The sequence below is a fragment of the Paenibacillus sp. FSL H7-0690 genome (assembly GCF_037980415.1).
In the GTDB taxonomy this organism is placed as follows: domain Bacteria; phylum Bacillota; class Bacilli; order Paenibacillales; family Paenibacillaceae; genus Paenibacillus_AQ; species Paenibacillus_AQ odorifer.
On the sequence record NZ_CP150281.1, the window covers coordinates 2468435 to 2495419 of the forward strand.

Annotated in this window: 30 protein-coding genes and 1 tRNA gene; 22 read left to right on the forward strand and 9 right to left on the reverse strand. The window is 44.6% G+C overall.

The annotated features are described in order from the left end of the window. The first annotated feature begins 3 nt into the window (after window positions 1–3). The 3 genes from MHI32_RS10695 to MHI32_RS10705 are packed head-to-tail and all read left to right on the forward strand — an operon-like array spanning window position 4 to window position 4584. Window positions 4–1356 carry a DNA repair exonuclease gene (locus tag MHI32_RS10695; protein WP_076191394.1) on the forward strand — a complete coding sequence of 451 codons (1353 nt, stop codon included), beginning with the start codon at window positions 4–6 and terminating at the stop codon, window positions 1354–1356. Then, a complete protein-coding gene (locus MHI32_RS10700) occupies window positions 1346–3151 on the forward strand; it encodes an AAA family ATPase (protein WP_340012318.1) in 1806 nt (601 codons plus the stop codon). Before MHI32_RS10695 ends, MHI32_RS10700 begins: the two co-directional genes overlap by 11 nt. After that, on the forward strand, window positions 3148–4584 hold the full coding sequence (locus tag MHI32_RS10705; protein WP_340012319.1) for a hypothetical protein: 1437 nt from the start codon (window positions 3148–3150) through the stop codon (window positions 4582–4584). Before MHI32_RS10700 ends, MHI32_RS10705 begins: the two co-directional genes overlap by 4 nt. On the opposite strand, the gene MHI32_RS10710 is transcribed toward MHI32_RS10705, so the two are convergent. Further along, window positions 4571–5692: a GerAB/ArcD/ProY family transporter gene (locus tag MHI32_RS10710; protein WP_340012320.1), complete on the reverse strand. Its 1122-nt coding sequence runs from the start codon at window positions 5690–5692 to the stop codon at window positions 4571–4573. The genes MHI32_RS10705 and MHI32_RS10710 overlap by 14 nt on opposite strands. A 196-nt stretch (window positions 5693–5888) precedes the next feature. Between MHI32_RS10710 and MHI32_RS10715 the strand changes: the two genes are divergently transcribed. The 3 genes from MHI32_RS10715 to MHI32_RS10725 all read left to right on the forward strand — a co-directional run bounded on the left by MHI32_RS10715 (window position 5889) and on the right by MHI32_RS10725 (window position 7214). Beyond that, window positions 5889–6461 (forward strand): xanthine phosphoribosyltransferase, encoded by a 573-nt coding sequence (locus tag MHI32_RS10715; protein WP_038569895.1) that lies wholly within the window; start codon window positions 5889–5891, stop codon window positions 6459–6461. 101 nt (window positions 6462–6562) lie between these two features. Further along, window positions 6563–6880, forward strand: a complete 318-nt coding sequence (locus MHI32_RS10720; RefSeq protein ID WP_036689410.1) for a hypothetical protein — start codon at window positions 6563–6565, stop codon at window positions 6878–6880. Window positions 6881–6995: 115 nt separating this feature from the next. Then, complete coding sequence (locus MHI32_RS10725; protein WP_036689413.1) at window positions 6996–7214, forward strand: hypothetical protein; 219 nt, start codon at window positions 6996–6998, stop codon at window positions 7212–7214. 96 nt (window positions 7215–7310) lie between these two features. Here MHI32_RS10725 and MHI32_RS10730 read toward each other — a convergent pair whose 3' ends face one another. Next, on the reverse strand, window positions 7311–7757 hold the full coding sequence (locus tag MHI32_RS10730) for a hypothetical protein (protein ID WP_051491615.1): 447 nt from the start codon (window positions 7755–7757) through the stop codon (window positions 7311–7313). Between the two features lie 182 nt (window positions 7758–7939). Here MHI32_RS10730 and MHI32_RS10735 point away from each other — a divergent pair. After that, a tRNA-Leu gene (locus tag MHI32_RS10735) sits at window positions 7940–8023 on the forward strand. A gap of 1789 nt (window positions 8024–9812) precedes the next feature. Here the strand turns inward: MHI32_RS10735 and MHI32_RS10740 are convergent. Genes MHI32_RS10740 through MHI32_RS10750 form a run of 3 tightly spaced genes read right to left on the reverse strand, consistent with a single transcriptional unit; the run spans window position 9813 to window position 11754 of the window. Beyond that, entirely contained in the window at window positions 9813–10496 is a 684-nt protein-coding gene (locus MHI32_RS10740) for a hypothetical protein (protein WP_076219465.1), read from the reverse strand. Beyond that, window positions 10496–11386: an ABC transporter ATP-binding protein gene (locus tag MHI32_RS10745; protein ID WP_076280938.1), complete on the reverse strand. Its 891-nt coding sequence runs from the start codon at window positions 11384–11386 to the stop codon at window positions 10496–10498. The genes MHI32_RS10740 and MHI32_RS10745 overlap by 1 nt, the downstream gene beginning before the upstream one ends. Next, window positions 11383–11754, reverse strand: a complete 372-nt coding sequence (locus MHI32_RS10750; RefSeq protein WP_036689422.1) for a GntR family transcriptional regulator — start codon at window positions 11752–11754, stop codon at window positions 11383–11385. The genes MHI32_RS10745 and MHI32_RS10750 overlap by 4 nt, the downstream gene beginning before the upstream one ends. Window positions 11755–11953: 199 nt before the next feature. On the opposite strand from MHI32_RS10750, the gene MHI32_RS10755 reads away from it, so the two are divergent. Beyond that, window positions 11954–12763 (forward strand): class I SAM-dependent methyltransferase, encoded by an 810-nt coding sequence (locus tag MHI32_RS10755; protein ID WP_076280937.1) that lies wholly within the window; start codon window positions 11954–11956, stop codon window positions 12761–12763. Here the strand turns inward: MHI32_RS10755 and MHI32_RS10760 are convergent. Next, complete coding sequence (locus MHI32_RS10760; RefSeq protein WP_339190496.1) at window positions 12755–14002, reverse strand: S8 family peptidase; 1248 nt, start codon at window positions 14000–14002, stop codon at window positions 12755–12757. The two genes, MHI32_RS10755 and MHI32_RS10760, sit on opposite strands and share 9 nt — an antisense overlap. A gap of 166 nt (window positions 14003–14168) precedes the next feature. Between MHI32_RS10760 and MHI32_RS10765 the strand changes: the two genes are divergently transcribed. The 11 genes from MHI32_RS10765 to MHI32_RS10815 all read left to right on the forward strand — a co-directional run bounded on the left by MHI32_RS10765 (window position 14169) and on the right by MHI32_RS10815 (window position 22722). Beyond that, window positions 14169–14540 carry a hypothetical protein gene (locus tag MHI32_RS10765; protein WP_081383124.1) on the forward strand — a complete coding sequence of 124 codons (372 nt, stop codon included), beginning with the start codon at window positions 14169–14171 and terminating at the stop codon, window positions 14538–14540. Between the two features lie 196 nt (window positions 14541–14736). Next, complete coding sequence (locus tag MHI32_RS10770; RefSeq protein ID WP_076301196.1) at window positions 14737–15438, forward strand: hypothetical protein; 702 nt, start codon at window positions 14737–14739, stop codon at window positions 15436–15438. A 26-nt stretch (window positions 15439–15464) separates the two neighbouring features. Next, window positions 15465–16016 carry a GNAT family N-acetyltransferase gene (locus MHI32_RS10775; RefSeq protein WP_076301195.1) on the forward strand — a complete coding sequence of 184 codons (552 nt, stop codon included), beginning with the start codon at window positions 15465–15467 and terminating at the stop codon, window positions 16014–16016. A gap of 232 nt (window positions 16017–16248) precedes the next feature. Beyond that, on the forward strand, window positions 16249–17286 hold the full coding sequence (locus tag MHI32_RS10780; protein WP_081387992.1) for an ABC transporter substrate-binding protein: 1038 nt from the start codon (window positions 16249–16251) through the stop codon (window positions 17284–17286). 16 nt (window positions 17287–17302) lie between these two features. After that, the gene (locus tag MHI32_RS10785; protein ID WP_051491618.1) at window positions 17303–18292 is read left to right on the forward strand and encodes an iron ABC transporter permease; all 990 of its coding nucleotides are present in this window, start codon (window positions 17303–17305) and stop codon (window positions 18290–18292) included. Window position 18293: 1 nt separating this feature from the next. Further along, on the forward strand, window positions 18294–19073 hold the full coding sequence (locus MHI32_RS10790) for an ABC transporter ATP-binding protein (protein WP_076129974.1): 780 nt from the start codon (window positions 18294–18296) through the stop codon (window positions 19071–19073). 44 nt (window positions 19074–19117) lie between these two features. Continuing rightward, window positions 19118–19645: a pyridoxamine 5'-phosphate oxidase family protein gene (locus tag MHI32_RS10795; RefSeq protein WP_076129975.1), complete on the forward strand. Its 528-nt coding sequence runs from the start codon at window positions 19118–19120 to the stop codon at window positions 19643–19645. A gap of 3 nt (window positions 19646–19648) precedes the next feature. Then, window positions 19649–20074: a DinB family protein gene (locus MHI32_RS10800; protein WP_340012322.1), complete on the forward strand. Its 426-nt coding sequence runs from the start codon at window positions 19649–19651 to the stop codon at window positions 20072–20074. 197 nt (window positions 20075–20271) lie between these two features. Next, entirely contained in the window at window positions 20272–20679 is a 408-nt protein-coding gene (locus tag MHI32_RS10805) for a MerR family DNA-binding transcriptional regulator (protein ID WP_076280565.1), read from the forward strand. Between the two features lie 68 nt (window positions 20680–20747). Further along, window positions 20748–21677, forward strand: a complete 930-nt coding sequence (locus MHI32_RS10810; protein ID WP_340012323.1) for an alpha/beta hydrolase — start codon at window positions 20748–20750, stop codon at window positions 21675–21677. Between the two features lie 454 nt (window positions 21678–22131). Then, window positions 22132–22722 carry a TetR family transcriptional regulator gene (locus tag MHI32_RS10815; protein WP_076186459.1) on the forward strand — a complete coding sequence of 197 codons (591 nt, stop codon included), beginning with the start codon at window positions 22132–22134 and terminating at the stop codon, window positions 22720–22722. Window positions 22723–22746: 24 nt separating this feature from the next. On the opposite strand, the gene MHI32_RS10820 is transcribed toward MHI32_RS10815, so the two are convergent. After that, entirely contained in the window at window positions 22747–22971 is a 225-nt protein-coding gene (locus MHI32_RS10820; protein ID WP_340012324.1) for a hypothetical protein, read from the reverse strand. Window positions 22972–23004: 33 nt separating this feature from the next. After that, a complete protein-coding gene (locus MHI32_RS10825) occupies window positions 23005–23271 on the reverse strand; it encodes a hypothetical protein (RefSeq protein ID WP_340012325.1) in 267 nt (88 codons plus the stop codon). An 85-nt stretch (window positions 23272–23356) separates the two neighbouring features. On the opposite strand from MHI32_RS10825, the gene MHI32_RS10830 reads away from it, so the two are divergent. From MHI32_RS10830 to MHI32_RS10840, 3 genes are all read left to right on the forward strand, one after another. Then, on the forward strand, window positions 23357–24100 hold the full coding sequence (locus MHI32_RS10830) for an SDR family oxidoreductase (protein ID WP_340012326.1): 744 nt from the start codon (window positions 23357–23359) through the stop codon (window positions 24098–24100). 83 nt (window positions 24101–24183) lie between these two features. After that, window positions 24184–25266 carry a glycerol dehydrogenase gene (locus tag MHI32_RS10835; protein ID WP_340012327.1) on the forward strand — a complete coding sequence of 361 codons (1083 nt, stop codon included), beginning with the start codon at window positions 24184–24186 and terminating at the stop codon, window positions 25264–25266. A gap of 108 nt (window positions 25267–25374) precedes the next feature. Further along, complete coding sequence (locus tag MHI32_RS10840; protein WP_340012328.1) at window positions 25375–26235, forward strand: divergent polysaccharide deacetylase family protein; 861 nt, start codon at window positions 25375–25377, stop codon at window positions 26233–26235. On the opposite strand, the gene MHI32_RS10845 is transcribed toward MHI32_RS10840, so the two are convergent. Beyond that, the gene (locus tag MHI32_RS10845; RefSeq protein WP_248549233.1) at window positions 26222–26974 is read right to left on the reverse strand and encodes an N-acetylmuramoyl-L-alanine amidase; all 753 of its coding nucleotides are present in this window, start codon (window positions 26972–26974) and stop codon (window positions 26222–26224) included. The two genes, MHI32_RS10840 and MHI32_RS10845, sit on opposite strands and share 14 nt — an antisense overlap. Window positions 26975–26985: the final 11 nt, after the last annotated feature.

Below are 26985 nucleotides of genomic sequence, written 5' to 3' on the forward strand. Positions count from 1 at the left end.
CCTATGATTCCATTTCGCTTTCTGCATACTGCTGATTTACATCTGGATAGCCGTTTTGCCGGGCTGGCGCATATTTCGCCAGCCATTCGTGCTTATTTACGTGAGTCTACCTTTGCCGCCCTCGGGCGGCTTGTCCGCGTTGCGATCCAAGAGAATGTTGATTTTATTGTCATTAGTGGAGATGTGTATGATGTTTCAGATGCATCATTACAGGGACAGCTGCGATTTCAGGAAGCGCTCAAAGAACTCGGTGAGCACGGGATTCACGTGTTCCTGATTCATGGCAACCACGATCCGCTTGACGGACTGCGTCTGACAACGGAAATGCCAAAGCATGTTACCGTATTTGGCGGAGAGAAGCCAGATCACGCTACAGCTTGCCGCCGTATAGATGGCCAAGAAGTTGCCATCGTTAGTGGAATCTCTTACCCAACGGCGAAAGTGACGAACAACACAGCAGTAACCTTTTCTCGTAAACCTGGCAGCAGCCTGTTTCATATTGCGATGCTGCATGGCAATGTAGACGGTGATTTGCTGCATGAGACCTATTCTCCTTGCAGTCGCAGGGACCTTATCGAACGGGGGTTTGATTATTGGGCGCTTGGACATATTCATAAACGTAGTGTACTGCATGAGAAGCCTGTGATTGTATATCCAGGCAATATACAAGGGCGCAGCATTAAGGAAACCGGAGCTAAAGGTTGTTATATTGTGGATGTAGATGAGGCTGGAAGATCCACTCTGCAATTTCATGAACTGGATTTCGTTCGCTGGCAGGTTAGAGACTTATCTATAGAAGGATTAAGCAATGAAGCAGAATGGATACAGAAAGTGGAGCAGGTTATTGAAGACATCCGCGCGGAGCTCCCGGAGCTCATGTCGGTGGTCAGATTTCGTCTGATTGGGCGAGGGGACGTACATAAAGTATTGGCTGAAAAAGGGGCAGCAGAGGATTTGCTGTCTGAACTCCAGCGCCGTGAGGCGATTAGGGCTGAGCGTAAAGATTACAAAGGGCTTGTCTGGACGGAAGGGTTCGCTATAGAGTCCGGTTTAGCTATTGATCGCCAACGCTTATTGGAAGAGGATAGTTTTCTTGGAGAAATGCTGCGCATTGCAGAGCATACGGAACATTCCCCGGAAGCGCTCGAAGAACTATTAAATAGTGCGCTTAAACCGCTATTGGAGAATCAGGAGCTGCGAAAGCTGTTGTCTATGACTAGTCAAGAAGAGAAATTGAGCTGGCTACGTGGTGCAGCAGAGCAGGGAATCACGATGCTTGGCGGGATGGATGATACTGTTGAAGCGGCGGAAAGTCTTTCGTATCAACAAGCCGGAGGGCAAAACGATGAGAATTGAACATTTGCATATCAATGGCTTTGGGCGTCTTCACAATCGAGAGATTCATTTAACGCAGGGAGTGACCGTACTTTATGGGCGTAATGAAGCAGGAAAAAGTACGACACTGCAATTCATACGCTCTATGCTGTTTGGAATTCCAAGCCGTGGAAATCCCTTGGAAAGGTATGAACCTTTGCAAGGCGGATTGCATGGGGGAACCTTGAAGATACGTGACAGTAATGATGGTTTGTGGACCATTCGCCGTTTTGCTTCAGGTGCTGAGGGATCAGGAAGAAATGAAAAGCTGAACATTACAGTAAATCATCCAAATGAAATGACTCAAGAGCTGGGACAAGCTGAAATGGAACGACATTTACTTGGGGGGATCTCTAGGAGTATGTTCCAGCAATTGTTCGCAGTTTCACTGGACGAGCTGCAGGAGCTTGCTGCCCTTCAATCTGAGGAGATGAGCAGCTTTCTTTTTCATGCAGGTATGGGCGGTGGCGGTGCAATCATGCGTGCGGAACGCCGTTTGGTGCAGGAAGCTGAGAAGCTGTACAAACCTCGTGGCAAGCTGCAAGAAGCAGCAAAAGTTGTGCAAGCCATTGAAAAGCTTGAGCGACAAATGGTTGAGAGCCGTTCTTATCTTCCGCGATATAACGATAATATAGTGGCATTGAGGGTAACGGAGTCGGAGCTAGATGAATTGGAGCAACAGCGCAAGCTCACTGGAGAGCAGCTAGTGATGTTTCGAAAAGCACAGGAAGTCCGTGAGCTGTGGTTAAAATGGAGCGAGGCTCAGCTAGAGCTGCAAGGATTGCCATTGATTTCAGCCTTTCCTGAAGAAGGAGCAACTCGCTTTCAGGCGTTTGAAGGAGAAATTCGGAATGCACAGGGATCAGTAGTACGTTATGAACGTCTTCTAAGCGAGCTTACTATTGAACTGGCAAAGAACCCTCCAGATGAAGTATTAGCAGCACAGGGGCCTGTTTTAGAGCGGCTGGACCGGCATCGGAGCAGTTACGAGAACCGTAGAACGGAAAGACAGCGGCTTGAGGGAGAATTAACGGCGCTGAATGAGCATTTGCGGCGAATTCTGCGCGGCATTGATGTGAGCTGGGGCCCTGCAGAGCTGACTTCATTCTCTGGGACAGCGGCGGATCGTGAAGCTGCACGGAAGTTTGCGGCGGCGTTCGCTAGTTATGACCGCCGCATGGAGGCGGAGGGTGCAACGCGGCAGTCGTTGCGCTCCCGTTTGGCCGCTGCCTCAGCGTCGCTCCAAGCAGCAGAACGGGCGCTGGCGCGTGAGCACGCTACCGGCGCGGAAGCTTTTGCGCAGCTGGCTCCGCGCAGCGCCCGTGAAGTGCTGCAGCTGTGGGACGAGCTGCAGCAGGCGGCCGAACGCTGGCGCGAAGCGCAGCTCAGCGAAGGGCCAGCGCGCGGCGCCGGAAGTGACGGCCTTGGCGCGAAGCGCATGGCCGCGCTCTACCGGCGCCTGCTGTGGGCTGGGGCAGCACTAACCGTGCTGCTGCCCGCAGCGCTGTGGCTGACCGGTGCTCCGCCGGCCAGCGCCGTGCTTGCGATCGGCCTGCTGGGCGCGGCCGATCTGGCCCTTTGGGCCGGCTTGCGCGGAGCGCGCCGGCCGGAAGCGTCCCCGCCAGAGCATGGCGGGGACGTCAGCGCAGCCGCAGCCGAGATGCTGCGGCTGCGGGGCAGCTGCTCTCCGGGGCGGAGCCGGAGAGCGTTGTGCCGGGGCGGCGGACGGCCGACCCGGGGTCCAGCCCTGACGCAGGCGGGCTGGAGGCCTCCATGAGGGAGCTTCGCAGGCTCATGGAGGCTTGGTCAGCTTGGCGGCAGCGCATCGAACGCTATGCCGCCGAGCGTGATGCCTGCCGCACGGAGCTGGAGACGCTGGCAGGCCAAGAGAAGCTGCTCGCTGAAGAAATGCACCGGGCGGAGGCGGCATTCACGGAAACGGCTGAGCAATATGAAGAATGGCTTCGCCAACGCAGGTTGCCTGAAGGATTATCTCCTGAAGGGCTGCCGGATATTTTTGCTATGGTTGAACAAGGGAATGAGCTGCTGCGCCAAGAGAATAAACTCTCCTTACGATTGAAGGAGCTGGAAGCAGAATGTAACGTGTTTGAGGAGGAGCTGCTCGCTCTTATTTATGAGTCGGGTGCTGATCTTGGCGACGAGTCTGGTGTAGCGGCAGCTGGCTTTGAAATAGATCCGCAAGAGGGGAAACGAGTATCTGCATTAACCTTACTAAGCTGGCTGGAACTGCGAAAAAGAGCATGGGATGATCTGAAAAAGGACTTGATTCGCCGGGAAACTATGCAGTCAAGATTGCAGGATGTGGATGAAGAACTCAAGGAGAGCCACAGGATATTAGGTGAGCTGAGAGAACAGTGTGAGCTTCTGATACAGGAAGGCGGGGCGACTGGTGGAGAGGATTTCTTACGCAGGTCAGCAGCTGTGCAGCGGCGCAGTGATCTGAATAAATCGATTCGCCAGTGGGAGCTTGCTATGTTCGGTGGTTGGGAGGAAGAACGGGTTACTGCTCTGCTGGAATTATTAAATCATCATGATGCGGAAGCATTGCAGCTGGAGCGGTCATTGGCTGAAGAGTTAATGGAACGGCAGGAAGAGGGTTGGAACAGCCTGCTGGAGCAACGAGGTAAGCTGCTTCAGGAAAGGGAGTATTTGAAGGAGCGCTGCGTGGAGGATTCTGTTATTCAGCAACTGGAAGAGCAGAGAGCAGCCTTGCGGATCGTGGCTGATAAATACGCAGTGGCAGCGATAACTGCCGAACTAATCGGGCGAACTCGCCGTGTGTATGAGCAGGAGAAGCAGCCACAGGTATTACTGCTTGCTTCAGATTATTTCTCCAAGCTGACAGAAGGGGAATATAAAAGGGTTGTTATGACACTAGGGCATAAAGAGCTGAAAGCTGAACACAAGAATGGGGGATTACTAGACAGCGGACTGCTCAGCCGAGGGACGGCAGAACAGCTGTATCTTGCCATCCGGCTGGCATTGGCAGAGACCATGTCACGGCAAGTATCCCTGCCGATGTTATTCGATGATCTCTTCGTTAATTTTGATGAGTCTCGTCTTCATGCTGCGCTTGGACTTCTTGGAGAACTGTCGATCTCCCGCCAGATTGTGATGATGACCTGTCACAAGCATGTGGCGGAAGCGGCAGCACGTATGATTCCTACAGCAGCGGTTATTTCCGTGTAGTTCGGGTGATTGGTTTTACAGATACGAGACTGTTCCCCTTCTCCTTTGAGTTCGATAAGGTATTATCTCCTGGTGGAGTGGACCATGGCGTTCGCAGCAGCTTGACAGCCCAGACTAATGATAAGCCTCCGAAGATTGGGTAGAACACCGAGAGAAGTGAACTAAAGCCAAACTGGCTCAGTAAATAGCAGACCAACATCAGAAGAGGTGTGATTAGTGCAGTTGATAGGGGAAGCCGTTGCTTAAGCTGTACAGCTACTCCATAAATATCGGCGACAAAAGTGCTGAAGATCTCCAAAAAGATCAGCAGCAGATATATAGTTTGCACTACAGTACCCAACCGGACGGCGATGCTGCCCATCGGAATTTCAAACTTGAGAATCCCTGGCATCTGTGAGCTCATTGCGAAATGTGCGGCAATCAACATAAAACCAATCCCGGTACCCCCAATAATACCGCCCCATACAAGGGATTTTTCTTCCTCTGTGTGACGAGCCATAGGGACTAAAACAGCTTGTGCCATCCCTAAATTAAAGGCGGTGTAGAGCAGCGGTGACATCCATGCCCCAAAGAGAGAGCGATCGTTATCAAGGAACAGGAACCGTCCAGCTCCCGGAATTTGAAAAGTATTAAAAATAATGATAAGTGACAGAGTAAGCATTAAAGGAACTACAATACTGTTCATTTGCAGAATACCGGAAATTCCTCGTTTTAGCAGAAAGTATGAACCAAGCAATGTGATAATTAGTCCAGTCTGATAATGAAGTCCGAGATGCTCCTGAAAAATAGCGCCGGCCCCTGCAAGCATAATACTGTTTACTCCGATCAGGACGACCATCGTGAACAAACTGATGGTGCTTCCGACCTGTTCCCCGAAGAGGTGACGGTTAAAGTCCTCATAGGATTCCGCTTCTATTCGCCGAGCAATGACCACCATTTTTGTACCCAGCCATATGAACAATATAGTTGAGAGCAGGATGGTCAGGACTGCCCAGTGCCCGTAACGTGTGAAGAATTTTAATATTTCCTGCCCGGTGGCGAATCCGGCTCCTACAATGGTGCCAATATAAGTGAAAGCGATCTGTAATGTTCGGACATGTGATTTCATGGCTCCCCTCCTAATAGTTTTACGAAGCTAAAGAAAAATCATAATGAGTGCTATGCAGGATAACCTTGTGTACTCTGTATAGTACAGGTTATGATGAGGATCAGTAGGACATGACTTCCGTCGTAATTGCTTTATGATCAGTGATTAATTTGTACGGAATGTCTGCGATTATAAAGGGTATTGGAGGTTCAAAGTCATGGAAGTGTTGAAACAGCGGATTTTGGAAGAAGGTGTCGTCGTTTCGGATGAGGTGCTGAAGCTGGATGCACTGCTAAATCATCAGGTTGATCCACAGCTTACGATGGAAATGGGACGGGAGTTTGCCGGGAGGTTTGCGGACTCAGGAATTACACGTATTGTGACCGTAGAATCCTCGGGCATTGCCGTGGCATTTGCCACCGCGTATGAATTAAAGGTGCCGCTAGTTTTTGCACGCCGCAAAAAAACACTGTTAGCTGATCCGGATGCGCTTTGCGAAAGAGTTCCGTCTTTTACAAAAGGTATCGTTACCGATATTATGTTGTCTCGCCAGTTCATCTCTCCAGAGGATAAAATCCTCTTTATTGATGATATTATTGCCAATGGTGATGCAGCGCGTGGCTTGATTAAGATCATTCAACGTTCTGGCGCTGAGCTAGTTGGTCTTGGTGTTGTAGTAGAAAAAAGCTTTCAGGCAGGGGCTCGGACGATCAGAGAGCAAGGCATTCGTCTGGAGTCACTCGTAAGAATTACCTCTCTAAATGGAGGCACCATCGAATTTGGGGAATAACCTAATTGGCAATAAGAACAGGCCTATTTTTTAAACAACTGCTTTTCACCCTATGGATTTTCCTTTATAATAAAAATTAGACATAGGGAGGAGGCGTCACAATGGGGAAAGAACCGGTGACTGAACAATTTTTTATTGATAAATTAACCGAGGCCAAGGATCATTTCGAGCGTGCGCTGGATTGCAAACACACGGAATTCGACGATCTGTATCCCTATATGATTGAACATCCTCAGTTTTTTTGGTACAAACGCTATGTAGCCTGGTCAGAGCTTCTGACAATCAAAGGTTTGTGCGAAGAGTTATCCTTCCCGTGGAGGGAGAAATTCACAACTAACCAAGTGGAGTATCTGGAGCAACGTGTGATGTCCGCTAAAGTTCTTGACTTCTGGTTTGAGAAGAATGAAGCGCTGATATAAGAATGCTTTAGTAGACATGCAAGTCGTTAATTGCCTACATGAGACCCAGATGATTTATCATTTGGGTCTTTTTTCTGAGACTAAATAGGACAAGCTATGACAGGAGGGATTAATGATGATTAGCGATGAGCAATTGGATGCCTATCGGATTTCCGGTGAGAAAATTCGTGTAGTGCGTGATGGCTTGGAAAGTAACGATGTAAAAGGGATAGTTCTTGCTTGGGATGATTCTCAGGTGATGATACGTCGTCAGAATAGACGAGTAGTGAAGCTGGATCGCAATTATTTATTCCAGCCATTTAGTGAACCAAGACAAGATCCGGATAATATATAATCTTCACAGTAATAATTTTCGCAGTAATCATCTTCATAATACAAAACAGCTCCTCGCCCTACTGGGCGGGAGCTGTTTCTGTAATATCATTTGGGATTATATAGTTAGAGCTAGTTCAGACGCATTCTCTTCTCTGGAGAGTATGGAGAGTTCTGTGGACAGTCCAAGATACGCGCGCATGCGCAGCATCATTTCTCTACGGAAGCCTGGCCATAATATATTCATCTCTCCTTGAAATCCTCTGCAGGAATATAAGGCTTCGACTCCTCGCTGATCTTGGCGAACGGTAGTAATCTTCAAATCATGGGAGCTCAGCTCGCGCGTAACCTCTTGAAGCATTAGTGACGTCTTCTTTGTGGCACCAGATACGAGCTCCATATATAGCTGAGGGGTCTTAAACAGGCCGCTTCTACTGATTACACGGCAGTCACGTTCGAACACTTTATGAATAAACGTTAGCAGCAAATAGCTTCTGACCAGGGACAGTTCTTCTTTAGTTACTTCTTCATCAATAATGGATGTGTTTAGCTTTGTAGTCGCCATTATAAATCACCTCATTTATATTATGCGAACTTTTGTTCTCATTATACCTTATATTCGGCAACAAAAGCAATAATTATCCATAAATTAATGAATGATAAGAAAACGGCGAAAATATATTGACGTTGGATTCTCAGCGTGGTATGATCTATCTTGTGACCGCAATAAGCGAGTCATTATAATACGCGGTCATGGCGGAATTGGCAGACGCGCTGGCTTCAGGTGCCAGTGGTAGCAATATCGTGGAGGTTCGAGTCCTCTTGACCGCATAGCTAAAAGGATTATAGAACTGCTCTAGTAGCAGTTCTATAATCCTTTTTTTATGTTTATCAGCAGACGGTAGTGCGAAAGAGGAAGGTATCCTTAAGATCCATCACCTGAGGCTAACGGACCCAGATGAAGCTATTTGCTCATTTATAGACTTTTGAGCGTAGTATCGGACCCCAGTGCAGCTATTGCATGGAAAAAGGATCACAATTGGCGTTTTTTATGCCAATAGCGACTGTGGGGTCCGATAGGAATCCAAATCTGCTTTAAAGCTGCGAATAAGGTCAATGGGGTCCGACAAGAATTCAAAGTGCTCTAATGCTACAAATAAGGTCAGTTGGCCCGATAGAATCCAAGTGTACTCTAAAGCTGCGAACAAGGTCAGTTAGTCCGATAGAAATCCGAGTTTGCTCTAAAGCCACGAATAAGATTAGCTGGGTCCGATAGAATCCAATATGCTCGAATGCTAGAAATAAGGTCAGCTAGCGTCTCTCCACGCGCAGATTGGATAAAAACTAATTTGTATTTTTGCTTCTAAGCTACTCGCCCCGCGGAGTCGTCATCATCTCCTGAGGCTTACGGATCTAGCTGAAGCTATTTGCTCATTTATCACCTTTTGAGCGTAGTATCGGACCCCAGTGCAGCTATTGCATGGAAAAAGGATCACAATTGGCGTTTTTTATGCCAATAGCGACTGTAGGGTCCGATAGGAATCCAAATGTGCTCTAAAGCCACAAATAAGATCAGCTGGGTCCGATAGAATCCAAATGTGCTCTAAAACCATGAATAAGGTCAGCGGGGTCCGATAGAAAACCAAATGTGCTCTAAGCTGTGAATAAGGTCCGCGGAGTCCGATAGCGTCTCTCCACGCGCAGATTGGATAAAAACTAATTTGTATTTTGCTTCTACGTTACTGCCCTGTGTAGTCATCATCATCACCTGATGCTAACGGACCCAGATGAAGCTATTTGCTCATTTATCGCCTTTTGAGCGTAGTATCGGACCCCAGTGCAGCTATTGCATGGAAAAAGGAACGAATAAGGCATTTTTTATGCCAATAGCGACTGTGGGGTCCGATAGGAATCCAAATGTGCTCTAAAGCCACGAATAAGATCAGCTGGGTCCGATAGAAAACCAAATGTGCTCTAAGTTACGAATAAGGTCAGCGGGGTCCGATAGAAAACCAAATGTGCTCTAAGCTACGAATAAGGTCAGCGGAGTCCTATAGCGTCTTTCCAGGCGCAGATTGGGGAAAGACTAATTAGTGTTTTGCTTCTACGTTACTCGCCCCGCGGAGTCATCATCATCACCTGAGGCTAAAGGACTCAGATGAAGCTATTTGCGCATTTATCACCTTTTGAGCGTAGCATCGGACCCCAGTGCAGCTATAGCATGGAAAAAGGATCACAATTGGCGTTTTTTATACCAATAGCGACTGTGGGGTCCGATAGGAATCCAAATGTGCTCTAAAGCCACGAATAAGGTCAGCTGGGTCCGATAGAATCCAATATGCTCTAAAGCCACGAATAAGATCAGCGGGGTCCGATAGAGCCTTCGCACACGCTGATTAGCGAAATACTAATCTGTGTTTCGACCCGTCGTTACCTGCAATAGCGAACTGCGTTTGCTTTTAAGCTACTCGCCCCGCTGGGTCCGATAGCACCATCGCACGCGCAACTATGCTCGAATCCAATAAAGTTTGTTGTCTAGATCAAAGTCTAAGACACGAAAGAAAACAGGTGCACCCGGCATGGCTTTTGGGACACACCTGTTTTTTTATAGGATAATGAATTACACTGTTGCTCTACGCAGCATCAAAAACGATAAAAGAGCGTACACAACTGTCAAAGGCATGGACCACAAAGCAAGTTCAAATGCGGTATATCCAGCAAACCAGTTGAAGAGGTCTACCCACCACTGATTATAGGTCATTAATAATACACCGAGACTGCACAGGATAAACATAGCCCCTGAGAAAATGAACAAACCGCTTCGGCCAAATCTCCGGAAGATACTGGATATCATTAGCCCCAGAAAAAACATATTAAGAAAGAGCACAAAATACATCCACAGCTGTTCTATGGCATTACCATCATTTAAATAGGGCAAATGAAAATAATGTAGTTCCAAACCCCAGCCACCCGTGAGCTTGCTTTCAATGATTGCGAGCAGGTAGAGGAGAATTGAGTAGGTGGCGCTAGTTATAATAGCCATTAAGGAAGTGCCTATGAAATAATCCGTTCTGCGTTGGCTTAGGCCCAGAGCAAAAGGGAAGGTCTGCACCAAAATGAGTATACCGGTGATTAACATATAAATGAAGATGGAGACGAGACCGCCGGTATAGATTGGTTCTTGGATGAAAGAAGCGACGATGACATTTACCAAGAAGCTGGATAACAAGATTACCCAAGGCATATACAACCATAACCACTTATCTCTGAAATGCATTTTTATCATGCCTGCCGTAGGATTCATTACACGGTCACTTCCTTTCCTAGAGATTTTTTATTTGTGAGATGAACGATTAATTGCTGTAAAGATACAGGTGAGATCTCTAAGCCTAACTTTTCAGCATGTGCGTGATCTTTCGCGTTGAAACCGATAATGGTGGCCGTAAGCAATCCGCCAAAAGACTCGCGGGAAATGACTTGTTTGCCGGCGATAAAATCTTCGATCTTCGCTGTCGCGCCGATTACCGTAACAGCTTGCCCGCGAAGGGCTTCAGCATCTTCGTTAATAATTAGCTTGCCGTTGTCGATGACGATAACATGCTCTAAAAGCTGACTTACCTCATCGATCAAATGGGTGGACAAAACAACTGTGCGTGGATATTCAGCATAATCTTCAATTAGGCGATCGTAAAACAGGCTTCTAGCTACAGCATCAAGTCCTAAATAGGGTTCGTCAAAAATGGTAAGCGGAGCACGGCTGGCTAGACCTACTACAATTCCTACAGCCGAGAGCATACCTCGGGATAGCTTTTTTATTCTTCTTTTTAATGGCAGATTGAAATCCTTGATTAAAGAGTGGGCATATTCCCGATCAAAGTTTGGAAAAAATAATTCGGATACCTCCAGTACATCGATAATTCGGTACGTGTCCGGATACCTTTGGCTTTCCTTAATGAAGCAAATCTGCCTGAGAACCCGGTTATTCTCGTATGGATGTTCACCAAATACGTTCAGGACACCACTTGTGGGGAAAAGCTGAGCTGTGATCATATGCATTATTGTGGTTTTTCCTGCACCGTTTCTGCCGAGAAGCCCGTATATCTTGTTTTTCTCCAAAGAAAAACTGAGTTCATGGATGGCAGTGACATTTCCGTATGACTTAGTCAATCCTTTGATTTCAACAACTTCATTCATGACTTGTTGTCTCCCCTCTGAATCATAATTGTTAATTGATCCAACGTAATTCCTAATTTTTCAGCTTCACGGATCATGGTTACTACATACTGTTCATAAAATTGTTCTTTTCTCTTCTCCATCAATACTGCACGCGCTCCAGATGCCACAAACATACCGATTCCTCGTTTTTTGTACAATATCCCTTGATCCACAAGCAAATTCACACCTTTCGCAGCTGTAGCCGGATTGATCTGGTAGAAAACAGCAAACTGATTTGTCGAAGGAACTTGTGATTCCTCCAGCAGTGTTTCTTCGATGATGTCATTTTCTATTCGTTCGGCGATCTGCATAAATATCGGTCGTGTATCATCCATTAAGTTTCCCATGTATTCACCGCCAACTTCATTGGTTAGTTAGTTATGTAATTAACCATATATGCAACGAAGTTAATTGTCAATATTTTTAATTATTTTGGGCTGTATCCACATAAATAAAGGCTGCCCAGAATGCTCTGGATAGCCTTTTATTTGCACAACATATCTGCTATGATTTTGTCCTTGGTAAAAAAGAAGGGGGAGTTCAGCTATGAATGATTATGGTCCGGATCTGTTCAAAGATACTGCAAGCTATTACACCAGATATCGCCCGCTATATCCGTCCTCACTGATTCGATATCTAGTGGACAAATTCTCACTTCACGGAGAGGGCCGGTTGCTGGACTTAGGTTGTGGTACTGGGCAGTTAGCGCTAAGGTTTACGGATTGGTTCGAAGAAATCATTGGCGTAGATACTGAACTAGAGATGCTAGATGAAGCAAAGCTGTTATCACAGTACAACAGGGTTGAGAATGTTAGCTGGCAACAGGGGAGAGCGGAAGAACTATCCAATGACTGGGGTTCCTTTCGTCTCATCATGATGGCTAAGGCGTTTCACTGGATGGACCGAGAATCCATACTTGAAGTTCTCTATCATAGTTTAGATGATAACGGTGGTATTGCTGTAATTGATACTTTTAATGAACAACTAGAACCGTTACCTTGGCAACAAAAGGTAGAGGAAGTAGTGAAACGCTGGTTGGGTGACGAAAGAATAGCCGGAAAAAGTACATATAAACATCCCCAAGAAAGACATGAGGATGTTGTAAAGCGATCCAGTTTTAAAGACGTTAAAAGACAGGTATTACCGAGTTATTCCATCACTTGGACTGTTGATTCGATACTAGGAAATTTGTATTCTACGTCTTATGCTTCTAAGCGATTATTTAGAGATAACTTAGAACGTTTTGAAGATGATATGAAATCAGCTTTATTAGAAATAGAGCCTACAGGTATATTTACAGAGGAATTGTCGGTTTCCGTCATTACTGCCTTTAAAAAAGAAGCGGATTTACGATAAAAACCGCGCATTGATCTCACCGCATCCTGCTGTGTTAGGACTTAGTTTAAGGCGAAACGTGTTCTTTTTTAGTATGGATTTTACTTGCTTAGGCGTAAGAGAAGGGTTCTTCTGGAGTAATTGCGCGATCACACCCGAGACGATTGGTGTTGAGACACTGGTACCGGACAGCACAAAGTAATTTTTAGCTATCCGCAAATAAGGAAGCTCGCGATCCAGCTTGGATCGTGGAGCACGAAGGGAGATGATCGTCTCGCCTGGAGCAACGAGATCTGGTTTCTTCCTTCCTCCCGGTGCGGGTCCACGACTGGAGAACCAAGTGATTCGGTCGTCCGCTTGCGTGAGCGTGCGACGGTCATCCACTGCACCAACAGTAATTGCTGAAGGACTAATCCCTGGAGATTCGATCGTACTGCGTCCCGGGCCGCTGTTTCCAGCAGCTATTACAACGTTAAGTCCGGCTTTAATTGCTTTTTCTACAGCTTGGCAGAGTGGATCATCTGAACAAGGAAGATTCACCTTACCCCCGAATGACATCGAAAGAATACGAAGATTAAGTCTTCTCCGATTCGCAATACACCATTCAATTCCTTTAATGATTGTGGAGTCATATCCATCGCCATTTTTATCTAGTACTTTGACACCTACTATCCCTGCCTCTGGAGCAGGGCTTTTGTATTTTCCTTTACTCATCCATCCGTTGCCTGCTGCATCCCCTGCGATATGAGTTCCATGGCCGTTATCGTCATAGGGCTGTTTTCTATGATTGATAAAATCTTTAAAAGCAACTATACGGTTAACAGGGCGAAACAGGTCAGGGTGACGATACACCCCTGTATCAAGAATCGCAATGTTTATTCCTTTTCCGGTAAGCCCCTTTTTCTTTTGAGCGGTTGTAGAACCAATGGATGGTGTGGCTATATTAAGGGATGTTTTTTTGACTTGATCCAAATAAATTTTCTCGATTCCATCCCAGCGGCACATCCGGTTCAAGCAGCTTTTTGAAACTTTGGATGATATCGAATTGAGCAGGTGAAGATGATGTCTGATCGGAAGGTCGTGGGATTTTAAATGCTTTTGTAAAGACTGTAGCTGGGCTGTAGTTATTTTTTGTTTGAATTTAATGATAACTGGAATGGTATTCGCTTTATATCCTGGATAATAGGAACGTTGAACTCTTTTTCTCAAGGAATGGTGCATTTTCGAATGATATTGCTCTAGCCATTTTTGACCGTTCATTAGTAATGAATCACCTCTTGAAGGTATTATATGCACTGCAGAGCTAGTGGACACGAAACTATGAAACTAGGGTTTAACATATTTTCAGATTTGTAGGTGAAAGAGAGGTCAAATCTTACGATTCTTGCATTTACTAACGTATCCTAAAAAGAAAGTGGTGAAATAAATGGCAATGATTAAAAAACCAGTTAACAAGCAAGCTGTTATGGCTAGCAAAGTTCTCGCGGCTAAAAAAGCGAAAGCAGCTGCTACAAGAAAGAAACGGAGAATTAGACAGACTCTGGATAGATTCATTGTTGTTGCTATTGGTACAAATGCAACGGGTACACCTAAAGATACTACGGGGTGGACAGCTTCATTGAGAGCTGGAACTACAACGGTTACTGCTGATTTTGACGAATTTGGTGTAGTTAGATTCCCAACAATTAGTACCTTAACATCGGTACCTTATCTTCTCACTTTAAGAGATGAGAGTGGAGCTACTATAAGAAGCTTTAACGTTCCCGCAGACCGCGAATTTTTTGTGGCTAGATTCTAGTTTGGACAAGCCAGGTCAAGTAAACAGCATGCGTCGATTTTATATCGATGCGTGCTGTTTTTTTATTTTTCTAACTTTGATTCAAGTGAGTGATTTGTTACAGACAAACAGAATGGGGGGATGCCATACTTTCAGCATCATAATTTTGGGAATATAGTACAAAAATGGACAATATATAAGGCGGGTGAGAGGTTTCGTGAAAGAAAAAGGGAATATATCAGGTATTCAATATTTTTTATTAGGACTGCTTATATTTTTAATGTTAGGAATGGATATGTTCATCATGGGATTAGATCAATGGTTATGGGGGGATTTGTTTAATATAGACGACTTTTTTGTCAGCCCTTGGTACGTACTAGTTGTTCATTGGAGCATAGTTACCCTATTGTGGGCAGTAGGAGCTATGATGTTTCTACTTTGGTTCAGGAAGAGGAAGTTGATTGGACCGGTTATATCTTTGTGTTGGAGCTCTAAGGTCATTCCTTTGTTAATTGTAGCTTTTATATCAAGCTTTTTGTTCGCTGTGCTGGAATTTTGGATTAATGGGGAGAGCATTCCACAGATTTATAGAGAATATGAAAACTTCAAGTTAGAACATGGTTTTATGGGCATATGGGTTGCCTTGGTTCAAAACATATATTACATTGTGGAAGCTGTACTAGTTGTACTATTGGTTGCGCTAATGCAGCGTGCAGGAGAAGTATGGTTTAAGAATCCTTCTCTTCCTTATGGGGGAATAGGTTTAATGCTGACTTGGGGATTAGGTCATTTGACGCATGGTCTGCAAAGCGGCTTGTATATTACTGCTTTTTCTTTGATATTTGGCTGGCTGTTTGTGAAAGCGGGCAAGCAGTGGTGGCCAAGTTTTCTGTTTATCTGGCTTGTATTTGTTTTATAATAATTAGTTTAACGGGGGGGACACCATTGTACAATTCAGAGAAGAGAACAATTACTACTGAAAGATTGATTTTAAGACCTTTTGCATTGTCTGATGCACAGCGTGTCAGTGAGCTCTGCAATAATTATAATGTTTACAAAAGTACATTAACTCTACCTTATCCATACCCTATTGATTGTGCATTATCATGGATTGAAACACATGAAGTTGAGTTCAATAATGATAATTCATATGAATTCGCTATTACTGATAATAATACAAACGAACTGTATGGTGCTATAGGTTTGAGAAATAACCGGACACACAGAAATGGCGAGCTTGGATATTGGATAGGCGAGGAACACTGGGGTAATGGATATGCTACAGAAGCAACAAAAGCGGTCATTAATTTTGCTTTTACAGAAAAACATTATCACAAAGTGTACGCCAGATTCTTTGCTTCAAATCCTGGTTCGGGACGAGTTATGCAAAAATCTGGCATGCTGAAAGAAGGCGTTTTGTTACAGCATATTTATAAAGAGAATGAGTTTGTAGACCTTATTCATTATGGGATATTAAATACGGGAGCTACTGACTAACGCTTGGATTTCATACACCACTATTTGAAGTCACGCCCATAGGGCGTGGCTTTTTTATTAGAAATGCTAGTTGGCTTCAACGGACAATAATGAAATTCCTTCTTATTTAAAATTAAAATAAAATTCTTGACACTTCTCATTGATAACGATTATCATAGGAATCGATGAGTGAAAATGAAAATCATTATCACTACATGGGACGTATAAATATACATATTTGGAGGGATAGATTTTGAAAAAAATATTAGTACTACTGGTTATTGCAGCGCTTACGGCAATGACTGCATGTTCGTCTACAAATACAGCGGACAATCCAAAAAATGAAGCGGTAACGAATACAACTGCTAATGAATCGAAAGAAGCAAATGCAGCAAAAACAACAGAAGTAGCAAATACAGCGGAAGCTGCCGGCAAGGTGTACAGTCTGGAGAATGATGGTGTGGATGAAGCGTTGTTCAACGAAGCGTTAAGCCAATTCCCAGCCACAGTACCGGAGCGTATTGTAACAACTTCTGTACCGTTAACAGAAATGCTTTATTTGCTCGGCATAACACCGGTAGGTGTACCTACTTCTACGAATCCAATCCCTGCTGATTTCGAAACAATTGATCGTATTGGATCACCTATGGCGCCGGATCTGGAGGTAGTAACCAAACTCGAACCAGACTTGCTGCTGGGAGCGGAATCTCTTCGCAGCACGTTGGACAAATCGCTAGAAGGAATCGACCTACAAAAAGCATATTTGAGAACAGAATCATTTGAGGATCTAAAGCTTAGTCTCAAAGTATTAGGCACTTATTTTAATAAAAAAGATGAAATGAATGCTGCTTTAACTAAGATTTTGAACAAAGAAAATGAGCTGAGTCAATTAGCCGAAGGCAAAGAACTGCCAAGCGTGCTGCTAGTAATCGGAACCGCAGATTCCTTTATGGTTATGAGTGAGAAATCTTATTTAGGTAGCTTGGTTAAAAAGCTTGGTGCTGATAACATCGCAACTTCTGTATTGCAAGTTACTGACACTTACTCACCTATCAATATGGAGAACATTGTAGCCGCTGATCCAGACATCATTCTCGTACTCGCTTCAGGCGATCACGGAGCGACTGAGGATAAGTTCAAAAAAGAAATAGAGAAAAATGAAACTTGGACAAAGCTTTCGGCTTATGCAAATAACAAAATCAACATTCTAGATTACAGCGTATTCGGTGTCACTTCGATTATTAACGCGGAGACAGCCTTAACCGAAATTGCAAAATACTTCTATGAATAATTAAAGGAGACAGCAAGTGATAAATACATCTCGTAGCAGAATTATTGTTATTGTAACGTTAGCACTTGCGCTCGTTGCCGCTATAATTGCGATTGGACTAGGCTCAGTATACATTCCTATACCAGACATCCTAAGCACGATCTTTGGTTCAGCGGCAAAAGCGGTGAATGCGACCATCATATGGGATATTCGTTTGCCGCGTGTATTACTGGCGATGATCATTGGGGCAAATATCGCGGTTTCGGGTGCTCTTCTGCAAGCCGTGATGGGCAACCCACTTGCTGATCCAGGTTTGACCGGTGTAACGAGTGGAGCGGCTGCATGTGTGCTTGTCATTATGCTTGCAGCTCCACAATATACGGAGTTCATTCCAATTGCGGCTTTTGTGGGTGGACTAATTGCTGCAGGGATTGTATATGCATTAGCGTGGAGAAGAACCGGTATTTCGCCCATCACTATTATTTTATCAGGAGTTGCTGTGAATGCTCTTTGCGGGGGATTAATAGGACTCCTGACCATCATGTACAGCGACAGACTTCCGGCAGCGGTCCAATGGTTAAACGGCAGTCTGGCTGCTAAAGGGAACAATGCTTTGATGATGGTTTTCCCGTATGCCATAGCAGGCTGGATCTTATCCTTTTTCGCGATCCGCAAGGCGAATATTATACGTTTAGGGGATCAGGTAGCTTCGAATTTAGGTGAAAATGTGGACCGAATTCGTATTCTACTTTCCTTGCTGGCAGTATTTCTAGCGGCTATCTCTGTAGCGGCTATTGGGATGATTGGCTTTGTAGGGCTTGTTGTGCCACATATGGCTCGATTGTTGGTGGGTTCAGACTATAAATTTCTTTTGCCGATGAGTATGGGACTTGGTGCATTGGTATTGTTGATAGCAGATACAGGTGGACGTACCCTATTTGCACCTTTAGATATTCCTGCGGGTATCCTTATGGCGGTGATCGGTGGACCTTATTTTCTATACCTGATGAGAAAGAAGGCGTTCTAACATGTTTACTGTCGATTCTATTTCGATTCGGTATGAGCAGAAAAACATTATTAACAACTTCTCTTTTTCCGTAAAAAAGGGTGAAATCGTCTCGATTATAGGACCAAACGGCTCAGGTAAATCTACATTGCTTAAGGCGGTATCACGGCTAATTCCATATCATACGGGTGCGGTCACACTCGAGGGTACGGATCTAAAGTCTATGACTGCCAAACAAGTCGCTCGAAAAATGTGTATGCTGAGCCAGAAGAACCAAGCACCTAATGATATGACTGTGATCGATCTCGTCTCCTATGGAAGGTATCCACATAAAAAATGGTTCGAAAAATTAAATCATGAGGATATGGACATTGTCGACTGGGCACTGGAGAAGACACATTTAAAGGATTATAAGGATCGAGCCGTTTCCTCGTTATCCGGTGGTGAATCACAGCGTGCTTGGATTGCTATGGCCTTGGCGCAGCGTCCTTTGGTTATGTTGCTTGACGAACCGACCACTTACTTGGATATTTCGCATCAGCATGAAGTTCTTGAGTTAGTACGTGAGCTAAATCAAGACATGGGGATGACCGTCGTGATGGTGTTGCATGACCTCAATCAAGCCTCTACCTATAGTGATAGTATTGTTGTGGTGCAGGCGGGTGAAAAAGCGATGTATGGGACACCAAATGAAGTTATGACCACCGATATGATCCGGGATATATACCGAATGGATGCCGAAGTTCAATATGTTCCTACAGAGACGAAACCTCGTATTCATTTGCTAAGTACCGTTCGCTAGATTCGTGGCTAGATTACATAACCTATTAATGGAGGGATTTTATAATGAAGAAGCCTGTAGATGTTGAAAAAAATAAAGAAAACTATTTGCAATTTATTGCGAATCGTAAAAATCTGATTTTGAGCTTGATTGATGACGAAGGAAAACCTTTTATCAGCTATGCTCCTTTTGTTAAGCATGAAGGCAAGCTGTATATCTACATCAGTAAGATCGCCGAGCATTACAGATATATGGAAAATAACGATTTTGTAGATGCGCTTCTAATTGCAGATGAGTCTGCGACGAATAATAAATTTGCAACGGAACGTGTGCGGTGGAATTGCACATCAAGCAATATCGGGAATGACGGGCATGAGGAGATCTTTGAATTGTTTAATGCTGATCATGGGGCGGCAATGGTGAATTTGCTGCGTGGATTGGATTTTTCATTGTTTGAATTGACCCCTCTCCAAGGGCGTTATGTTGTTGGTTTTGGCTTGGCCTTTGACATCGACGTAGATGCGAACCTGTTCAACCATGTGGTGATCGACAAGAAAAAAGACGAAGAAGCCACTGTACAAGGGAGCAAATAATCTATGACTTTCACTTCAGTGTTGCCAATCTGGCAAGCGGTGCAAACGCGATTTCATAAAATCGTGAAGGCTTTGCCGGAACAAGATCTTAACCTTAAGCTAGGGAACTCTACAATTGGGGGATTAATTCAGCATAATGCAGAAGTTGAGTTTATGTTCACAGAGTGGTTTTTTGGAAAACCTAATCCTCAAGGCGACAAGGCGGCATATTCTACATTGAATGAACTCGTTGATCTGCTGACTGTTTCCAATGAGAATCTAACTGCTGCGATGCAGGAGCTTCCGGAAGAAGCGTGGCATGTGAGTGTGGAGTCGGCTTTTGGCACATCTACACCGCTTGAAGCGATAGGCAGACTTATGTATCATACAGGCATTCATGCCGGACAGATTTCGTTTATACAGAAAAATGCAGTTCGAAGTGAAGTATAGTGAATTGGGAAATGATTGATGAGAAAACGGCAGAAATGTCGTTTTTTTTGTGCGTAAATAAGGAGTTTCTAAAAAGGAGTTTGGGTAGTTGTTGACGTTCTTTTGATGTCCCTTTGATGTCCCTTTGATGTCCTTTTGATGTCCTCTGCAGTCTCTGGATTTGGTATAATGTAGGGGATTCTAAGGGGGCGCTGATTATGACAGAGTACTTGCGAGGCCAAATTGCCAAAATGGCGAATGTGAATATGGAGACGTTAAGGTATTATGAAGAGCTCGGATTAATTAGCACTCCCTTACGTTCGGAAGCTGGTTATCGTCTTTATTCGGATGAGGTGTTTAGCCGCCTTGTTTTTATACATAATGCTAAACTGTGTGGTTTCACTTTAAAGGAAATCAAGAAGGCACTCACTAAATCTGAAAGCAGCGGCATTAGTATTGCTGATTTTGTAACTGTTGTGGATAAGAAAATGGATCGAGTTCGTGGCGAAATTGCAAAACAGGAAATAAAACTAACAGCCCTCGCAGATTTGAGGAAAAATTTGTTAGCCACAGATAAACACCCAGGCGTACAGTCCACGCTCGAAATCCTAAAAATGGATTCTTAACTTGACCTTGTAGTCTCCTACAGACTTTACAATCTGAGTTGAAAAAAATTGTAGGAGGGATTTACGAGATGGAAAAGACAAGTACAGAGCAGCTTGCAGCGATCAAAGATTATTTGCGACAAAGCAACCGATGGGATAGCAAGTCTATCGGGCAAATACGGCAGGAGATGGATGCGACGGCTGCGAACATGCCCAGTCCTACGGATGTTATCGTCGAGCGGGTCATGATTGGACCCTTAAGCGGAGAGTGGATTATTCCTGTGAATTCTGCTCTACTCGCTGATGAAGTGATCCTTTATTTCCACGGTGGGGGTTTTATTTCGGGGACTTGTGAATTTTATCGGGATCTGGTTACACGAATTGCAAAATCTAGTGGCACGAAGATCCTAATCATTGAATATCGTTTGGCACCAGAGTTTACTTATCCGGCTGCTAATGAAGATTGTATAGACGCTTATCTGTGGCTGCTCGCGAATGGATATTCTGCCGGGAATGTCGTGCTTGGAGGGGATTCTGTTGGAGCCAGCCTTGCGCTGATGACGTTGATTACTATACGGGATGCGGGTGGGGAATTGCCGGCGGGTGCTTTTTTAATCTCGCCGCATACAGATCTCGTCCATTTGGATGGTGAATCGTATCTGAGTCGAGCGGAGTTTGATCCAACAGGCAGCTTAGACGGAAATAAACGAATAATTGATGTTTATCTAGGTGCTCGGATAGAACTAGCTCCTATATTATCTCCCTTAAGGTTGGATTTGCAGGGATTACCTGATTTATTTGTTCAAGTAGGCGACCACGAGGTATTGTTAAGTGATGCAACGAGGTTGGCTGAACGAGCACAAGCTGCGGATGTTCATGTAGAACTGGAAATATGGGAGAACATGTGGAGTGTCTTTCACTTTTTAGCTTATATGCTGCCAGAGGCGCAGCAAGCGATTGCGAATGTCGGTAAGTTTGTTAGGACGAGGTTAGATCGGATTGAGCAAAAAAGCAGCTGATATTACCCGCCTTCTTGAGAGATCAAGGAGGTTTTTTGGTGAAATCGTTAGGTTGGCAGAAGGTGGATTGCTAGATGTTGGGCTGCTTCATCGTAACGGACCGTATTGCAGCTATTTGCTCAATTTAGCGTGTTTGGCTAACTTTTCGGACTGCATAGCTCTTATTAGCACATTAGAATGCCGAAAAGGTGGGGATTTGGGTGAATAGCCGCATTGGAGTCCGATAGCATGGCGAATTACGGTGATTTTTGAAAATAAGGGCTCCTCAGTCCGAATTCATGTAGTACGGGGCTACGGAGAATAAGATACTAAACTGGGACCTAAGTTTAATAATTGGGTGCGAGTATATACTGATAATGATTTAACGAATGACAAAGTGGTAATATTGTCAGTTCGTTTTTGAACATAATATGCTATGATAATTACCACCAGAGATAGAGCGAGGGGAATACATATGTCGAATGATCTTCCATTATCAAAAGAAAACATTTTGGACGCGGCTGAACAAGTGCTCCGGCGTTTTGGCCCGGACAAGACTTCTGTTGTAGATGTAGCGAAGGTGCTTAAAGTAAGTCATGGTACGTTGTATAGACATTTTTCCAGTAAATCTGCTTTGCGAGAAGCCGTAACCGAAAGATGGTTGCAGTATAATATTTCAGAGCCTTTAAAGAATATTTCAGAGCATTTTGATGGGAATGCCAAAGAGCAGCTCCGATTATGGATGGATACGCTGATTCGTAGTAAACGCACCTATGCTGTGGATGATGCCGAAATGTTTGCTATGTATGCAGCTGTAACTTTAGAAGCGGTGGATATGATTACCCTACACGTAGATCAATTAATTGGGCAAATCGCAGGCATTATTGAAAAAGGCATACAATCCAAAGAGTATAGAGTGGTGGAACCAGTGGTAACGGCTAGAGCAATTTTTAATGCTACTTCGCGGTATCATCATCCAGCACATGCTATAGAGTGGCAGTCGGCTACGATTGATCAGGATTTCGCCTCCGTTTGGGATTTGATTATTTCCGGGATTTCTTTGTAACATCTACTTAAAACCTTCTGAGACTCAGGAGGTTTTTTTGTGTCTTAAAGAGGTATAAATCCCGTAGATATGATTGAATTGTGCGAGTTGCTGCGAATGAGCGGTATAAATCCCGTTGAATTGATTGAATTGTGTGACTAGCAGCAGATGAACGGTATAAATCCCGTAGATTAGGCTGAATCGAGCGACTAGCAGCAGATGAACGGTATAAATCCCGTAGATTAGGCTGAATTGAGCGACTTGCAGCAAATGAACGGTATAAATCCCGTAGATTAGGCTGAATCAAGCGACTAGCAGCAGATGAACGGTATAAATCCCGTAGATTAGTCTGAATGGAGCGACTAGCGGCGAATGAACGGTATAAATCCCGTAGATTAGGCTGAATTGAGCGACTAGCAGCAAATGAACGGTATAAATCCCGTAGATTAGGCTGAATTGAGCGACTAGCAGCAGATGAACGGTATAAATCCCGCTGTTTAGTCTGAATGGAGCGATTAGCGGCGAATGAACGGTATAAATTCCGTGTGCAAAACCAATTTGAAATGACAAATATTAAAAAATGTCACTTGTAATTTGTAAATGATCGATTTATAATCAGACCAACAAGAAGGACAAAGTGATAGGAGGAGTAATTATGAATCAGAATTTAGCTGGAAAAGTAGCATTAATAACAGGTGCATCGAGAGGCATGGGCCGGGAGATTGCGGAGAACTTGGCACAACAGGGTGCGAAGGTGGTCGTTAACTATTCGAGTAACCCCGGCAAAGCAGAGGAAGTCGTAACCGGTATTAAACAAAAGGGTGGAGAGGCCGTCGCTATTCGGGCAGACATCAGCCAGGTGGCAGAACTTGAACAATTATTCCAAACCACACTAGAAGCCTATGGACAACTCGACATTCTCGTCAACAACGCCGGGATTATGATTACGAAGCCGATACTAAATATGACGGAAGAAGATTTCGACAAGCAGTTTGCGATAAATGTAAAAGGCACCTTTTTTGCTTGCCAGCAAGCAGCTAAATATATGAATGATAACGGACGGATTATCAATTTTTCAACTTCCGTTACGGGTCAAATGTTCCCGACCTACAGCGTCTATGCAGGAACTAAGGGAGCAGTGGAACAAATCACTCGTCAGCTGGCCAAAGAATTTGGACGAAAAGGAATCACTATCAATGCTGTTTCACCTGGACCTGTGAATACAGAGTTATTTACCGTAGGCAAATCAGCGGAAGAGATTGCGACCGTGGGGAATATGAATTCCTTTGGACGTTTAGGCGAGCCTGAGGATATCTCAAACATTGTGTTGTTCTTAGCCAGCAAAGAATCACAGTGGGTTACAGGTCAGACGATCCGTGTGAATGGTGGATTTATTTAAGCTGGTGGTTAAAGGGATCTTTTTAATAGCTGAATGTGGTCAATCCTTCTAATATGAATGTAAATAAAAGGAGGAGTGAAACCATGACGCAGATCATCTGCTCACCGACTAAATATATACAAGGACATGGTGAAATTCGTAAGCTGGGAGATTATTGTTTGCAGCTAGGAGCGACAAGAGCTTATGCCATTATTGATCCTTATATTTTCTCTGTGTACAAAAAAGAGATCACATACAGTTTTGAAATGAACGAAATGCCGCTAGTGATGTGTGAATTCAAGGGCGAGTGTAGCCGTAATCAGGTTAATGAGATAGTTGCAGCACTTGGCTTGAAGGATGCGGAAGTCATTATAGGGTTTGGTGGTGGCAAGACTTTAGATACGGCAAAAGCAGTAAGCCACATGAGTAACCTCCCGGTAGTTATTGTACCCACAGTGGCTTCAACGGATGCACCTTGCAGTGCTTTATCAGTGTTGTATACGGATGAGGGAGACTTTGACTGTTATCTTCCACTAAAAAGAAATCCCGATCTGGTTATCGTAGACGTCGATATCATTGCTAAAGCTCCTGCAAGATTGCTTGTTGCTGGAATGGGTGATGCTTTGTCCACTTTTTACGAAGCAAGAGCTTGTCGAGAATCTGGGGCTATTACACACGCAGGTGGGACTAGCACAATTGCAGCCCTTTCATTAGCTCGTGCCTGTCTGGATACCCTTCTTGCAGAGGGTGAAACGGCATTAAAAGATGTTAAGCAAGGCATCACCTCTCCTGCGGTGGAACATATCATTGAAGCCAATATTTACTTGAGTGGCATTGGGTTTGAAAGTGGAGGACTTGCTGCGGCGCATGCGATTCATAATGGATTGACGCTGCATGAGGAATGCAGGAATACTCTTCATGGTGAAAAGGTTGCTTTTGCTACGATCGTTCAGCTTGTACTGGAGAAAGCACCATATGAAGAGATTGATCAGGTGATTGGTTTCTGCAAAAAAATCGGTCTTCCCGTTACTCTCAACGATCTTGGAATTACCAGTAAGGATATTGATCCATTGATGATGGTGGCGGAAGCTAGCTGTTCTGAGGATAGCCCCATCTGGAATATGCCCTTTGAAGTTCAAGCTGTGGATGTGCTGGAAGCAATTCTTGCCGCAGACGCGCGGGGATAATAGAAAAAGCCCGATTGTAAATTATTGCGAACCCTCCCCGTACATATTTAACCTTCGTGAACCAAACAATGAGAATAATTGTTTAAGACGAAGGAGGCGTTCCTCTTGATGAAGGACAGTCGAAAGTTCAAACGTTATTTACTAATTTGGATTGCTGTTGCTGCTTTAATGGTTACTTTAATCGCTCCCATGGCACCGTCTGTTTCAGCTGCCGAGTCCAGAGACAACCCTACAAACACACCAAGTAAAGAGAAGACATCTCAACGTAATAAGGTCGTAATTATTATTGACGATTTCGGCAATGGCATGAAGGGGACGGATGAAATGTTTTCGCTGCCAATAAAGCTTACTGTGGCGGTTATGCCCTTTTTGCCTACATCTGTGAAGGACGCCACACGCGCGCATGAACGCGGAGATGATGTTCTGGTCCATTTGCCAATGGAGCCCCGCCAGGGTAATCCTAAATGGCTTGGACCGGGAGCTATACTGGCTAAGATGTCTGATGAAGAAGTGCGTCAAAAGGTGGAAGCCGCGCTCGATAATGTGCCTTATGCTATCGGTATAAACAACCATATGGGCTCTAAGATTACCGGGGACGAACGGATTATGGGTGTGATTTTAGCCGTCTGCAAAGAGCGGGGATTGTTTTTTGTGGACAGTAAGACCAACTACCGTTCTGTTGCTGGCAATATGGCTTATCGAATGGGGCTGCCGCGCGTAGAGAACCATATCTTTTTGGATGATACACACACAGCTAATCATGTCCTGAAACAAATGGGTCTAGTAAATAATCTGGCGAAGGATCAACGATTCTGCGTAACCATTGGTCATGTTGGTGTATATGGAAAAGAAACCGCCGCAGGCATCCGCAGCGGTGTGGAGCAAATAAAAGATGATGTTGAATTTATAGGCATTTCTGATCTCGTTAAAAACGAAATGAAATGGAACTCGAATCCTACACTTCCATAAGATAAGCTACTATGCCGCCAGCAATTGCTTCAGCAATTTCTTGTTGCCCTTTAGGGGTGCACAGCTTTTCGCGATCTGTCGGACTGCTTACAAAACCCGCCTCAACAATTACGGTTGTGGCGGTTATTTTGTTGAGTAAATAAAAAGGTTTACCCGGTCTTGTCTCTGCCTGGATATTATAGAGACTGTTTAATTGTTGCTGAATGGTCTGGGCGAGGATAAAGCTGCGCCCTTCTTGGCGATATAATACAAGCGGACCATGCTTGGATGGTGAAGGTGCCCAGTTAACATGGATGCTGACGACTACAGTAGCTGGTAATGTCTCAGCCAGCTCTTTACGCTGGGCAAGGTCGCGCAGATGCCGGGATTTACTGCGCAGCCAGCGGTTCTCATCGCTTGGGGCGTAATCTCCATTACGATTTAAGGCAACGTCAAATCCATCGCTGCGCAGCAGCAGAAATAATCGGCGTGAGATATCTAATGTAATATCCTTTTCAAGAATGTTCCCGTAGGAAGTTCCTCCGTCGATCCCCCCATGTCCTGCGTCAATTAAGATCATCCGGTGACCGTGGCTTAAGAGATGCTGACGTTCATCATTCACTACGGGTTTGGATGGAGTTGCAGAAGCATATGCACTCCCCATAAACAGCATTAGAAGTCCAACTGTGGTTAAAGTAATACGCAAGCTACATATTGCAGCTGCTGTCTTGGAATAAGCTTTATTTCTCCCATTGTTCAAATGAACTCCTC

What these genes read in the sequence shown, in the direction of transcription:
- MHI32_RS10695 (WP_076191394.1), top strand. Translation starts at nt 4, where the DNA reads ATGATTCCATTTCGCTTTCTGCATACTGCTGATTTACATCTGGATAGC.
- MHI32_RS10700 (WP_340012318.1), top strand. Translation starts at nt 1,346, where the DNA reads ATGAGAATTGAACATTTGCATATCAATGGCTTTGGGCGTCTTCACAAT.
- MHI32_RS10705 (WP_340012319.1), top strand. Translation starts at nt 3,148, where the DNA reads ATGAGGGAGCTTCGCAGGCTCATGGAGGCTTGGTCAGCTTGGCGGCAG.
- MHI32_RS10710 (WP_340012320.1), bottom strand. Translation starts at nt 5,692, where the DNA reads ATGAAATCACATGTCCGAACATTACAGATCGCTTTCACTTATATTGGC.
- MHI32_RS10715 (WP_038569895.1), top strand. Translation starts at nt 5,889, where the DNA reads ATGGAAGTGTTGAAACAGCGGATTTTGGAAGAAGGTGTCGTCGTTTCG.
- MHI32_RS10720 (WP_036689410.1), top strand. Translation starts at nt 6,563, where the DNA reads ATGGGGAAAGAACCGGTGACTGAACAATTTTTTATTGATAAATTAACC.
- MHI32_RS10725 (WP_036689413.1), top strand. Translation starts at nt 6,996, where the DNA reads ATGATTAGCGATGAGCAATTGGATGCCTATCGGATTTCCGGTGAGAAA.
- MHI32_RS10730 (WP_051491615.1), bottom strand. Translation starts at nt 7,757, where the DNA reads ATGGCGACTACAAAGCTAAACACATCCATTATTGATGAAGAAGTAACT.
- MHI32_RS10740 (WP_076219465.1), bottom strand. Translation starts at nt 10,496, where the DNA reads ATGAATCCTACGGCAGGCATGATAAAAATGCATTTCAGAGATAAGTGG.
- MHI32_RS10745 (WP_076280938.1), bottom strand. Translation starts at nt 11,386, where the DNA reads ATGAATGAAGTTGTTGAAATCAAAGGATTGACTAAGTCATACGGAAAT.
- MHI32_RS10750 (WP_036689422.1), bottom strand. Translation starts at nt 11,754, where the DNA reads ATGGGAAACTTAATGGATGATACACGACCGATATTTATGCAGATCGCC.
- MHI32_RS10755 (WP_076280937.1), top strand. Translation starts at nt 11,954, where the DNA reads ATGAATGATTATGGTCCGGATCTGTTCAAAGATACTGCAAGCTATTAC.
- MHI32_RS10760 (WP_339190496.1), bottom strand. Translation starts at nt 14,002, where the DNA reads ATGAACGGTCAAAAATGGCTAGAGCAATATCATTCGAAAATGCACCAT.
- MHI32_RS10765 (WP_081383124.1), top strand. Translation starts at nt 14,169, where the DNA reads ATGGCAATGATTAAAAAACCAGTTAACAAGCAAGCTGTTATGGCTAGC.
- MHI32_RS10790 (WP_076129974.1), top strand. Translation starts at nt 18,294, where the DNA reads ATGTTTACTGTCGATTCTATTTCGATTCGGTATGAGCAGAAAAACATT.
- MHI32_RS10795 (WP_076129975.1), top strand. Translation starts at nt 19,118, where the DNA reads ATGAAGAAGCCTGTAGATGTTGAAAAAAATAAAGAAAACTATTTGCAA.
- MHI32_RS10800 (WP_340012322.1), top strand. Translation starts at nt 19,649, where the DNA reads ATGACTTTCACTTCAGTGTTGCCAATCTGGCAAGCGGTGCAAACGCGA.
- MHI32_RS10805 (WP_076280565.1), top strand. Translation starts at nt 20,272, where the DNA reads ATGACAGAGTACTTGCGAGGCCAAATTGCCAAAATGGCGAATGTGAAT.
- MHI32_RS10810 (WP_340012323.1), top strand. Translation starts at nt 20,748, where the DNA reads ATGGAAAAGACAAGTACAGAGCAGCTTGCAGCGATCAAAGATTATTTG.
- MHI32_RS10815 (WP_076186459.1), top strand. Translation starts at nt 22,132, where the DNA reads ATGTCGAATGATCTTCCATTATCAAAAGAAAACATTTTGGACGCGGCT.
- MHI32_RS10830 (WP_340012326.1), top strand. Translation starts at nt 23,357, where the DNA reads ATGAATCAGAATTTAGCTGGAAAAGTAGCATTAATAACAGGTGCATCG.
- MHI32_RS10835 (WP_340012327.1), top strand. Translation starts at nt 24,184, where the DNA reads ATGACGCAGATCATCTGCTCACCGACTAAATATATACAAGGACATGGT.
- MHI32_RS10840 (WP_340012328.1), top strand. Translation starts at nt 25,375, where the DNA reads ATGAAGGACAGTCGAAAGTTCAAACGTTATTTACTAATTTGGATTGCT.